The 9647-nt window shown below is 60.3% G+C and carries 14 protein-coding genes and 2 pseudogenes; 6 read left to right on the top strand and 10 right to left on the bottom strand.

What is annotated here, in order from left to right; translation table 11 throughout:
- Positions 1-117: 117 nt before the first annotated feature.
- Positions 118-420 carry a DUF982 domain-containing protein gene (locus AC0L3D_RS35155; RefSeq protein ID WP_473647369.1) on the bottom strand — a complete coding sequence of 101 codons (303 nt, stop codon included), beginning with the start codon at positions 418-420 and terminating at the stop codon, positions 118-120.
- Between the two features lie 406 nt (positions 421-826).
- Here AC0L3D_RS35155 and AC0L3D_RS35150 point away from each other — a divergent pair, with 406 nt between their 5' ends.
- Positions 827-1462: a DUF309 domain-containing protein gene (locus tag AC0L3D_RS35150; protein WP_473647368.1), complete on the top strand. Its 636-nt coding sequence runs from the start codon at positions 827-829 to the stop codon at positions 1460-1462.
- Between the two features lie 314 nt (positions 1463-1776).
- Complete coding sequence (locus AC0L3D_RS35145) at positions 1777-2241, top strand: Ros/MucR family transcriptional regulator (protein WP_473533620.1); 465 nt, start codon at positions 1777-1779, stop codon at positions 2239-2241.
- A 355-nt stretch (positions 2242-2596) separates the two neighbouring features.
- Here the strand turns inward: AC0L3D_RS35145 and AC0L3D_RS35140 are convergent, their stop codons facing one another.
- Both AC0L3D_RS35140 and AC0L3D_RS35135 read right to left on the bottom strand, forming a co-directional pair.
- Positions 2597-2929 (bottom strand): hypothetical protein, encoded by a 333-nt coding sequence (locus tag AC0L3D_RS35140; RefSeq protein ID WP_473647367.1) that lies wholly within the window; start codon positions 2927-2929, stop codon positions 2597-2599.
- A gap of 672 nt (positions 2930-3601) precedes the next feature.
- Positions 3602-4748, bottom strand: a pseudogene (locus tag AC0L3D_RS35135) (IS110 family RNA-guided transposase).
- A gap of 256 nt (positions 4749-5004) precedes the next feature.
- Between AC0L3D_RS35135 and AC0L3D_RS35130 the strand changes: the two are divergent.
- Together AC0L3D_RS35130 and AC0L3D_RS35125 are read left to right on the top strand one after the other, a co-directional pair.
- A pseudogene (locus AC0L3D_RS35130) lies at positions 5005-5130 on the top strand (cupin domain-containing protein); the annotation flags it as partial.
- Between the two features lie 38 nt (positions 5131-5168).
- Entirely contained in the window at positions 5169-5348 is a 180-nt protein-coding gene (locus AC0L3D_RS35125) for a hypothetical protein (RefSeq protein WP_473533595.1), read from the top strand.
- A gap of 581 nt (positions 5349-5929) precedes the next feature.
- Here the strand turns inward: AC0L3D_RS35125 and AC0L3D_RS35120 are convergent.
- Genes AC0L3D_RS35120 through AC0L3D_RS35105 form a run of 4 tightly spaced genes read right to left on the bottom strand, consistent with a single transcriptional unit; the run spans position 5930 to position 7356 of the window.
- Positions 5930-6244, bottom strand: coding sequence for a phage head closure protein (locus AC0L3D_RS35120; RefSeq protein WP_473533594.1), 315 nt, complete (start codon positions 6242-6244; stop codon positions 5930-5932).
- Complete coding sequence (locus AC0L3D_RS35115) at positions 6244-6651, bottom strand: DUF3168 domain-containing protein (RefSeq protein ID WP_473647366.1); 408 nt, start codon at positions 6649-6651, stop codon at positions 6244-6246. Before AC0L3D_RS35115 ends, AC0L3D_RS35120 begins: the two co-directional genes overlap by 1 nt.
- Positions 6651-7052, bottom strand: coding sequence for an HK97-gp10 family putative phage morphogenesis protein (locus tag AC0L3D_RS35110; RefSeq protein ID WP_473533592.1), 402 nt, complete (start codon positions 7050-7052; stop codon positions 6651-6653). Before AC0L3D_RS35110 ends, AC0L3D_RS35115 begins: the two co-directional genes overlap by 1 nt.
- Before the next feature lies 1 nt (position 7053).
- A complete protein-coding gene (locus AC0L3D_RS35105) occupies positions 7054-7356 on the bottom strand; it encodes a head-tail connector protein (RefSeq protein ID WP_473533591.1) in 303 nt (100 codons plus the stop codon).
- Positions 7357-7513: 157 nt separating this feature from the next.
- Between AC0L3D_RS35105 and AC0L3D_RS35100 the strand changes: the two genes are divergently transcribed.
- Positions 7514-8026, top strand: coding sequence for a hypothetical protein (locus AC0L3D_RS35100; RefSeq protein ID WP_473533590.1), 513 nt, complete (start codon positions 7514-7516; stop codon positions 8024-8026).
- 11 nt (positions 8027-8037) lie between these two features.
- Here the strand turns inward: AC0L3D_RS35100 and AC0L3D_RS35095 are convergent, their stop codons facing one another.
- The 3 genes from AC0L3D_RS35095 to AC0L3D_RS35085 all read right to left on the bottom strand — a co-directional run bounded on the left by AC0L3D_RS35095 (position 8038) and on the right by AC0L3D_RS35085 (position 9127).
- Positions 8038-8457, bottom strand: a complete 420-nt coding sequence (locus tag AC0L3D_RS35095) for a hypothetical protein (protein ID WP_473647365.1) — start codon at positions 8455-8457, stop codon at positions 8038-8040.
- Positions 8454-8723, bottom strand: a complete 270-nt coding sequence (locus AC0L3D_RS35090; protein ID WP_473533588.1) for an HNH endonuclease — start codon at positions 8721-8723, stop codon at positions 8454-8456. The genes AC0L3D_RS35095 and AC0L3D_RS35090 overlap by 4 nt, the downstream gene beginning before the upstream one ends.
- Positions 8724-8794: 71 nt before the next feature.
- Positions 8795-9127, bottom strand: a complete 333-nt coding sequence (locus AC0L3D_RS35085; protein WP_473647364.1) for a hypothetical protein — start codon at positions 9125-9127, stop codon at positions 8795-8797.
- A gap of 79 nt (positions 9128-9206) precedes the next feature.
- Here AC0L3D_RS35085 and AC0L3D_RS35080 point away from each other — a divergent pair, with 79 nt between their 5' ends.
- Positions 9207-9563: an Hsp20/alpha crystallin family protein gene (locus AC0L3D_RS35080; RefSeq protein WP_473533586.1), complete on the top strand. Its 357-nt coding sequence runs from the start codon at positions 9207-9209 to the stop codon at positions 9561-9563.
- The last annotated feature ends 84 nt before the right edge of the window (positions 9564-9647 follow it).

Raw genomic sequence — 9647 nt, 5'->3', positions numbered from 1 at the left:
CCGCCTTCGCGCCGCCTGATGTTCATGCTCCGTTCTGGCTTAGCGTGTCTGGGAAAGCAGATCTTGTTCCGACCCCACAATGTCGCCTTGCGCCAGTGTCGCACAGTTTGTGGAAGCCTACGCCTGCACCTTTCCGCTGCCCGCCTTGCATGCAGCGATCCACTGCATGGCGGAGGTTGGGTCCTCCAATATCGCAACTCGCTTTGCAAAGCCGACAAAGGCATTGCTGGCAGCGTCTAGCGGTATGTGCCCAGCATATGCATCACAACATGCCCTCAGGGCGGTCTCGTAGGCCAGGTCTCTGCGATCCTCGGGCCACTCATTGAGAAAATCGATAGCGTCCGCAAGACTGGCAATCTCTTGCACGATATAGCTGGCTCGCTTCACGAAAATGGGGCTGCTAAAAGCCTCAGCGTTCATTCGTTCCCCTCCACCTGCTCCATAGCCAATTTGCACGACCCGGGCCGCATCGACGCCCGCCGACCATTGCAGAAATGTGCTGTCAGGGCGATGACGATTCAAGAGGAAGAAGATGCGCGATCTGCATCCTCGGTGAGCAGTTCGGCTGCGCATCACCGCGAAGTCCGGCGAAGCCTGCTCAGGCATCTATCTTCCTTCCTGGCCTGATCTGAGGAGAACATACCCCGGGTGCCGTCATCTCTAACGGGGGATGAACCAGACAAATTGAAAGGCCCCGTTTAACTGCCGAGCCACAATATAACCGCCTGCGACGCATGAACTGCCCGATGACCGCCGGCGCAACCTCGCGGCTTCGTGAGATCTGGCTGGCTGACACTATTTGCCAAGACATCCTGATGCGGTGGCTATGCACGGAACTGAGCATCTGTTCAGGGCCACGGGTGTGCTATACGGCTTTGATGGCTATTGGTTCGACGTTGCGCCGGCGCTGGCTGCCGAAAAGAGCTTTCCATCCTATGCTTATCTGCCGGGCAGGCAACCGCATCCCGTGCGCGATCCCGCGGGACATAGCTACAATAGCGAAGCCCTGCCGTTGGTAGCAGAGGCGTCGCTGGATTCAGACATATTCCTCTGGGGTCTCGACCTCTTCAACCACGGCTATTACTGGGAAGCCCATGAGGCGTGGGAAGCGCTGTGGCAAGTTGCAGACCGAGGCGCTCCGCTTCGGACGCTCTTCAAGGGATTGATCCTGTTATCAGCGGCCGGCGTGAAGATCCGCGAGGGCAAGCAGGCGCCGGCGATACGTCATGCCGGACGCGCCGCGGCGCTCCTTCGTCGGCTGAACACGGCGGATCATACCTTCGAGCGTGCGCTCGGCATGTCACCCGCAGCGCTCGCCGAATACGCAGAAGCCGCTGCACGGATCCCGGCAGCCTTGCAGGCGACAGCGCCCGGTCAGCCCCAACCCGTGTTTGACTTCATTCTCGGACCAAGCTCCGGCGAAGGGCCGATCAGCTGGCAAAAAACAAACAGTCATTCGTAGAAGTCGCCGGGAATAGACCGGACCCGTTGGGCCAACGTCACTGACGAACGACGAATGCCAGGTTCCACTCACCTGACCGTATTTTCGTGTAGCGCGGAATTTCGTCACGTTGTTTTCCGAATTACAAAAGCTCAAGATGGCATGGCTGCATATCGGTTCCGGCGCCTGGCAGCCGAAACGATTGCCGGGGGGAACGCCTATTAGCAAAGGCTTATGGCGATACTTATGCTGCCGAGACATTTATTGCCTTCAGCCACAACCATCACTATGTAGCAAGACTTCGCCTGCTGTCTTCAAGCCACCCGGAGAATTTCATGACGGAAGAAGCCGACCACAACCTCGACGCCCTCATCGCGCTTACCGCCGATGTCGTCTCAGCCTATGTCTCGAACAATCCGGTCCCGGTGGGCGATCTCCCCGCCCTGATCGGCCAAGTACATGCAGCACTGAAAGGAACGGCCGGCAGCGTTTCCGCAGAACAGCCGCAGGCTCTCAAGCCTGCTGTTCCGATCAAGAAGTCGGTGATGGCGGACTACATCATCTGCCTTGACGATGGAAAGAAGTTCAAATCGCTAAAGCGCCATCTGTCGACCCACTATGGCCTCACGCCGGACGAATATCGCGCCAAATGGGGCCTGCCGGCGGACTATCCCATGGTCGCGCCGAATTACGCCGCTGCGCGCTCGGCCTTGGCCAAGACCATAGGTCTCGGCCGCAAACCGAAAGAGTCGGAAACGCCGGCGCCGGCGAAGCGGACCGGCAAGAAGGTCGCAGCCTGACTTTATCTCTCGAGGGTCGCTGGAGCGCGCAGCTGCTATCGGCATGATCTGCGCAGCATAGGAAAAGACGGGGGACCAAACCACGCCTTACCTCGCGCTCATTCGCTCTTGCCGGGACGCCGGAGAAAATTTCAGCCAGTCTTCGCACAACCCACGCATCTACAAGGATCGCATCGTTGGCGACTACGCAGTCAATGGCACGCCACCACCATATCAGTGGCGGATCGGCCGCAGCCCGGCAAGCAAGGCTAATCGGTTCCGTCACCGCGTCCTCCAGCTGAACATCGACATCATGTGCGCCGTCTTGTGAAGAAGCTACGCCTGGCGACATCAGCACGATTGACGCGGCGAGCGCCTACGCGGCCGAGTTCGCTATCCCTTCGTCTCCCTCAATCCGCGCCATCGCGTCCGCTGCATCTCGACCGAAGCCGCAATCGTCAGCGGCCTCTCGCGCGAAAGGCCCGAGGAGCTTCTTGTTCGCGTCGGGCTTAGCTGCAGTGCGGCCGATCGATGCCCGCACGCTTTTTCGGGAGGCCAAAGGCAGCGCATCGGCCTGGCACGCGCGCGCGCTCATGCTGCAGCCGGATCTGCTTGTCGCCGACGCGCGCCGGCGCTCGACGTTTCGATCCAGGCGCAGATCTGCCCTCCTTGCGACAACGCAAAGGAGAGCAAAAATGACCAGCACCATTAACCTCTACAGCGGCCAGCTATGGCAACAAGTTGGTGGGTGGGTCTTTCGAGACAATGTCGATGCATACACCCAGGTAACGCTTTCGCACATGCGATATGCAATTTGTGCATTGCAATATTTGCGGCGATCGATATGGTCCTGTTGTCGGCCATCTACTCCTCCCAGATGCGATGCCCGGCGCTGAATGCGGTGCACCTCCTCCCGCGCTGCATTTCAAATCAAGCCCGCTGCCACCTCCTCCCGGCAGCGGGCTTTTTTTTGTATGAGCGGCAATTTTGGGCCATGGCCAGTGTATTGGCTTCTAGGCGAGGCGAACGCTCCAGACTTCCAGGCCTTTCTTGCCCTGCCCATATTCGACGGATGACATCGACAAGCGCGGCTCCTGTGCGTTTCTTTGTTCGGCTCAGGTGAGCGTGTTTCTTCGTCCCGGCCCACAGGATTTCCCGTGCGAGCGTGTCGAGACGCGGTCAAGGCTGGCCGCTGCGATGGCGGCACGGCCTACTGCGAGCCTCCAGGCCACCCTTGACGGCGTCGAGCACGGCGCCAGTCTGGGGCGGACCGGGGCGACGATTGTCGCACCGGGATATTTGCTTATGTTATGTTCGCCTGGCACGGACGACCACGCGGCAAAGAGCGGCGTGAGAGGATGAGAGCGCCGCCACGCAGCCGTTATAGTCGTTCCTCGTTTGTGGCGTCCGTGCGCCGCTTCGGCCCGCGTGGCCGGACAATGCCGAACCATCAGCTCGTAGGCACGTTCGGCGTTCTCGGCCGCGGCTTTCTCGCTGTTTCGCAGCTCCTTCACGTTGTAGGCGTAAGCCGAACCGCGGCGACCGACACCGCGCTCGCCCGGTGCGCCAGCCTTGAGAGCGAGCTGCCTCTGCTTTGCCGCCAACAGCGCCGGGCGAGCCCAGAAGTAGTCCTGCTCTTTTGTCAGCAGATGCCAGATCAACACGGCGAGCTTGCGGGCGACCGCACGGCGGCGACCTGATGGCCACGCTTGTTGCGGATGCGCAGGAAGAAGGCCCTGAGCGGTCCGGGCGCCTTCACCGCCGCCCAGGCGGCCTCGACCAGCATGGCGCGGGCATGGGAACGCCCATGTTTGCTGATCCGGCCATATTGCGCCATGCCAAGACCGGATTGGCGCACGCGCGGATTGAAGCCGAAGTAGCTCACCAGCCTCTGCAGCTCGTGGAACCGCCGGATGTCGCCGACGGCGGCGATGATACCGCTCGCGACGATGGTATTGACGCCGGTGATCGTCTGAAGCCGCCGGACTTGCACGTCATCAACCGCTTCCCGGGCGCTGGCGCGATCGAGGTCAGCCAGATCCTCGGCCAGGCGATCGATCTCGCGGATGTGGCGGGCGATCGCGGCTCTTTTCATCGTCGGGAAGCGCCTGCCGCTCGAGCCAGGCCCGGCCGCGATGGTTGAACAGGTCGGCATGCGGGCACTTCGGCACCAGGTGCGCCTGCAGGATGCCATGCACCTCGTTCTTCACGCGCATGCGATGCCGCACGACCCGGTTGCGCCGCGCGACGAGTCGGCGCAGCCGCTCAGTCCGCTCATCGGGAATCCAGACCTCAGGCAGAAAGCCGCTGGCATGCAGCTGCGCCAGAACGCCGGCATCGATGTTGTCGGTCTTGATCCTGGCATGGGCGATCGCCTTCACCTGCATCGGGTTGGCGACAATCACCCGGCCGACATACGGCGACAGAACCCGCACCACCGCCATGGCGTTGCCCGTAGCTTCGACGACAACCTCATCTTGGCCATCTTCCCAAACCACCACCTCCGCAAAGGTGCGGTGGATGTCCATTCCAATCACGCGTCTCATCGGCTCCTCCTCAAACAGTCGGGAGCCGGCGGGCGACGCGACACCTACGGATCCGCGCTCTCGGCGCAACCGGGCAGGTCGCAGGGGCGGCCAGCTACTAACGCGAGCTCGCAGCTCATCGAATACATCGGCCTGCCCGCACTTGGCATGCTCCCGGTGCCCCTGTCCCGGATGGTCGCACCATACGCCGAAAGCCTTTCATCTCCAGCGGGGATCAGGTGGCACCGTCATGATCACCAGCCGCAACGAAACGCTGGAATGCGTTCTCGTCAGGTCAGGCCAGGAACCGGTGGTCGTCAACCTCGACATCGAACCGGTGGAAGCACCCGAGGAGGTGCTTTGGATAGATCCTATTCACAGGTGACAGATAGCTAGGATGGACCGAATACGGGTATTCGGGCCATGGTTTTTGAACCATCGGGTGTGGAGTTCCGACGTCTGGTGACCCGTTTTGCCGTTCCGACTTTTTCGCTCAAGCTGGCCGTCGCCGGTAGAGGTTGCGTGATGCTGTTAGTTGGTTTCCAACCAGATAAGCCCGACGATGGTGAATATCTTGGGATGAAAGGAACTGGTCAGCGCTGATCTCCCGCGTATGGGGATCAGGCGAGATTCACCATTTAAAGTTGCTTAGTCTATAGGAATTGTCTCTGGAGTTTTCGACAGATTTCGAAGGCCGACAATAGATATCCAAGAATCCGAGGGTGCCCCGCAGAGGAACGCCTCCCGCAGGCAATCCGGTCCTAAAGCTAGCGGAGTGTCGAGCTTGAGACGATCCGACCGATTTGCCGGGAGGAATGCATGACGAAAACCACTTACTTCCGGCGCCGGAGTATTCTCGCGTTGACTGGCCTCATCGGCGCCTGCCTGACTGCGGCTGCAGGTCAGGCCCACTTTTTGACGCTGTCAGACGATGAGAGAGCACCGACTTAGAAGGCCGGAGGTCTGAAATCAATTTCACTAACAGGTTCATACGCTAAGCGACCTTCTTTTTCGCATTCCGGGACTTTTTCCGGGCTTTTGCGACTGCCTCCATCGCGTTCGCCACTTCGCTGTCCAGCACGTGAGCGTGTTTGTCGGTGACGGAAATCGAACTGTGATTGAGCAAGACCTTCGCGATTTTCAGGTTTCCGGTTGCGCGGACGATCTTGGTCGCGGCGTCATGCCTACCCCGTCGCGATGCAGCGGAGTTCCAAGCCGTCGCGCCTGCCGAGTTCCTTGACTTCCTTCAGATCGAAGTTGCGTGTCCCGTCGTTCACGCGATCAGCAAGGGTGATGCCGTCCAGATAGCGGATGCGGAAGATGACGGCGGCTTCAGACGACGTGCCGAAGGACCGCATGAACTTCTCCGCCGTCCCCTGAATGATTTGCGCCCGCACGGTGGCAAGAATCGTCCAGCCTTCAATTGGCGTGCCGTATTCGTCCACGGCGGTCGTGGCCCGCTCAATCGTGATGATCCGGTCCAGCTTGCCCGCCCGCATCACGCCAGCTCCACAAAGCGCGCTTCAAGCGCGATGACGGCGTGGGAATGAATGCCGTCTGGGGCGCGAAGGAAACGGGTGCTGGCGATGCGAAGGTCCGCGACGTGGAAATGGTCCAGCGTCAACGGTCCATCGTTCAGCGCGTCCCTGATCGCGCCCGCTATCTGCTTGCTCCCTGCAAGCCCGGCTTCCTTCCGCCAGATATGCAGGTCGGCGAACGCTTGATGCCGATGGCGGGCAAGTCCATCATCGGGAACGGTCATGCCCTCGCCAATGATGATGGCGTTGTCCAGTTCGGGGCGGGCGTTGCGGTCCAGTATCGACGTTGCCGGAACCAGCGCCGTCACGGCGGACGTAGCCACAAGCCGGTTGCGCAAAGCCTTCTGAAGATCAGGGGAAGGTTCCATCATCCCTCCCGCACGGCCTTCTTGATCGCCCGCTTGATGCGGTTGGCGATCTTCTTCCGGGACAGCCGGAAGGCGGGCCAGAAGAACGGTTGCGCCGGCGCGTGAGCGGTGCCGTATTCGACAAGATGCGGATAGCGGACAGTCGTGTTGCCCGCCGTCACAAGCACTTCGTTTTCCGCCGTGATGCGGGAACCGCCCGGTTGCGAATAGGGCGGCGTGGCCTGTCCGGGCGGCGTGGCGATGATGCTGGCCTTCAGCGCCCCGGTGTCTTCCGGTGCGAGCGCTCGCATACGCTGGACAAGCTCGTTGCCCGATTGCACCAAGGCCGGATGCACGGCCTTGCGCACAGCCTTCGGGATGGCATTCAGTCGGCGGCTTAGGCTTTGGGTTTGCGCGCTCATGTCAGAAGCACCATTCCCGGTAGGGAGCCATCAGGTCGAACAGGCCGGGCGACACGTCCGACATGGTGACGCCGACAAGCGTGGCTTCCCGGTTCTCATAGAGGTGCGCGACAAGCTGGCGGACAGCTTCCTTCAGCGGTTCGGGCGTTCCGTCCGGGAAGGCCGTGATGTCGTCCAGCGCATTGCCGATGAACTTGGAAATCCATGCTTCGGCGGCTGCGATCTTGTCGCCGATCAGCGCGTCATCATCGCTGATCGTGATGTTCGCATGGGCTTTGATGTCCGCGACGGTAAGGATGATCATGGCGCATCCGCCCCCTTGGAGTGCAAATCACGCAGAACGCTCCCCTCGCCGGTCCCTAGAAGATGGGGAAAGTTGTTAGACACCCCCGGCTTCGCTTGCTGACAGGCTTCGGGCGGCGATACTGTCTCGCTTCTGTGACCGTCTTCGGGGAGATCGAATGGACTTCAGTCTGATTGAGAACGCGCTTGGTCTTGCAAGCTCGGCCTTGGGCACTACCGGCAAAGCAGTCGCCACGTTTGAAGCAGTCAAGAAATTGCTCAAATCCGACAAGAAGCTTGACAGCGGCGAAGCGGATACTTTGCTCAATATGCTCGCGACCGAACTGACAGCCGCCAACATGATGAATGTGCAGCTTAGTGAAGCTCTCAAGACGCTCATCCGTGAATTGAGACAACAAGACGATTTTGAGCGGGAGAAGGCCAGATACGAACTTTTCCAAACCGGCGAACAGGATATGGTCTTCAGGCTCAAGGCGGACACGGCAAACGGGCAACCAATGCATTTCATCTGCCCGGTTTGCCTGAACAGCGACAAGCAGATCAGCTTCATATCGGGTGAAGGTGATTTCAAAGTCTGCCAGAAAAACAGCAACCACGTGTTTAGGTTCAAGAACACACCGATCAGGCAGCCGGGCCGCGCTCAAACGGACTGGAACCCGTACGATTACTGATGAACCCAGCATCATCGCCGCTCCTTGACGGTGGATGATCCCCGATAGGCAGCGATCAGTCGCCTGATGAGGCGGTGGTTTCTTTTCCGCGCGATCAGGACAGCGCCCTTGATCGGCGGTTCGGTAAGCGCCCGCTCAATCGACCATCCGACTTTGATGCGGTCCCGCAATGTGGCTTGGTTGATCCCGAGTTCCTTTGCCCATTGCGGCAGCGTTTGCGTCCTGCCGTTGAAGGTGTAGGTGGCGGGCATGGCCTTGCTTGCTGTAGGCTTCGTTGGCGGCTCCACGGATTCGCTGACTGCCCTTTCCGGGTCAATGGCCAGCGTGTGAACGCGATGCATGAGCGTTCCCGGCTTTATCCCGGTCAGTTCAGCGATCTGGCGCAAGGTCAGCCATTCGCCCCGAAACAGGTGGAAGCGCTGATGCGTCATGCCCGTTCCTCCCGTTGCTTGCGTCCCGAATGACAGGGCGTGCAGAGCGGTTGCCAATTGGACGGTGACCAGAACAGGCGCTTGTCGCCACGGTGCGGGGTCTTGTGATCCACGACGCGGGAAGGTGCGCCACAAAGGACGCAACGGGGATTGGCTTTCAGGTATTCTGCCCGCGCCCGATCCCACTTGCTGTCATAGCCGCGTTCCCGTGCCGATGGTCGCTGCTGATCGAAGCGCGCCTTGCGCTCACGGTCGGCGGCAACCATGTGCTGGCATCGTTGCCCGGTGGGACAGGACGCAACCGCAAGAGCGGATGGAAGGGGCGCGCATCGGCATGTCATGCAGCCTTCTTCCGGTGGACTTTGGTCGTCCCGAAGGAACCGAAAGCGCCCTTGAACTTGTCGTCCGGGCTGATCGGGGACAGCTTGTCTTCCGGTTCTTCCGAACTGCCGAAGATCGCCTTCAGCATGTCGAGACGGCCACGATAGGCTTCCATGATCTCGGCGGGCGTGGCTTCAAGCGTGGTGTCGGGTTCCCAGCCCAGCCATCCCGTGCCGATGCGGTAGAGGCTCGCCAGATATTCCTTGAAGGGAACCTCCCTAGGCTTCCTCCCCTGCCCCCGAGCGTCGGCACGTGGCCTGTCTTCGGGGTCTATCCCGGCAAGCGCCATCACATATTGCAGCAGCGGTTCCCGCAGATTGTCCAGTTCATCAAGGACGCGGGCTCACATACGCCGCCTCCAAGACGAAGTGAGCCGACTGGAATTCCCGGCGGTGAATGTCTTCGTAAACCAGGACGGCGTCATCATCATCACCGAACTGCCTGGGGTAAGATCAGAAGACTTGGACATCTTGATTCACAGAGATTCCTTTACGCTCAGCGGAGAGCGGCAAACCGAAACTGAGGAAGCCCGGCGGGGATACCACCGGCGTGAGCGTCGTCGAGGCCGGTTTGTGCGGACTGTGTCATTGCCGTTTGTGGTCGACCCGAACAAGGTTGAAGCGGATCTCGTCAATGGCGTACTGACTCTGGATCTTCCTCGGGCCGAAGAGGACAAGCCCAAGCGCATTCACGTTAAGGCGATCAAGGAGGCGGGTCATGGCTAAGCGAGAGGGTTCTGTTGCAAATTTTTGTTGAACTGAAGCAAGAAGAGATGGCGGGCGGTGCTTATGCGGCGGCGAGGATATCGA

The organism is Mesorhizobium sp. WSM4837, assembly GCF_055811435.1.
The sequence above is the reverse complement of the archived record's forward strand: the minus strand, read 5'-3'. Positions and strand labels throughout refer to the sequence as shown.

What these genes read in the sequence shown, in the direction of transcription:
- AC0L3D_RS35155 (WP_473647369.1), bottom strand. Translation starts at nt 420, where the DNA reads ATGAACGCTGAGGCTTTTAGCAGCCCCATTTTCGTGAAGCGAGCCAGC.
- AC0L3D_RS35150 (WP_473647368.1), top strand. Translation starts at nt 827, where the DNA reads ATGCACGGAACTGAGCATCTGTTCAGGGCCACGGGTGTGCTATACGGC.
- AC0L3D_RS35145 (WP_473533620.1), top strand. Translation starts at nt 1,777, where the DNA reads ATGACGGAAGAAGCCGACCACAACCTCGACGCCCTCATCGCGCTTACC.
- AC0L3D_RS35140 (WP_473647367.1), bottom strand. Translation starts at nt 2,929, where the DNA reads ATGGTGCTGGTCATTTTTGCTCTCCTTTGCGTTGTCGCAAGGAGGGCA.
- AC0L3D_RS35125 (WP_473533595.1), top strand. Translation starts at nt 5,169, where the DNA reads ATGGTTTTTGAACCATCGGGTGTGGAGTTCCGACGTCTGGTGACCCGT.
- AC0L3D_RS35120 (WP_473533594.1), bottom strand. Translation starts at nt 6,244, where the DNA reads ATGCGGGCGGGCAAGCTGGACCGGATCATCACGATTGAGCGGGCCACG.
- AC0L3D_RS35115 (WP_473647366.1), bottom strand. Translation starts at nt 6,651, where the DNA reads ATGGAACCTTCCCCTGATCTTCAGAAGGCTTTGCGCAACCGGCTTGTG.
- AC0L3D_RS35110 (WP_473533592.1), bottom strand. Translation starts at nt 7,052, where the DNA reads ATGAGCGCGCAAACCCAAAGCCTAAGCCGCCGACTGAATGCCATCCCG.
- AC0L3D_RS35105 (WP_473533591.1), bottom strand. Translation starts at nt 7,356, where the DNA reads ATGATCATCCTTACCGTCGCGGACATCAAAGCCCATGCGAACATCACG.
- AC0L3D_RS35100 (WP_473533590.1), top strand. Translation starts at nt 7,514, where the DNA reads ATGGACTTCAGTCTGATTGAGAACGCGCTTGGTCTTGCAAGCTCGGCC.
- AC0L3D_RS35095 (WP_473647365.1), bottom strand. Translation starts at nt 8,457, where the DNA reads ATGACGCATCAGCGCTTCCACCTGTTTCGGGGCGAATGGCTGACCTTG.
- AC0L3D_RS35090 (WP_473533588.1), bottom strand. Translation starts at nt 8,723, where the DNA reads ATGGTTGCCGCCGACCGTGAGCGCAAGGCGCGCTTCGATCAGCAGCGA.
- AC0L3D_RS35085 (WP_473647364.1), bottom strand. Translation starts at nt 9,127, where the DNA reads ATGGCGCTTGCCGGGATAGACCCCGAAGACAGGCCACGTGCCGACGCT.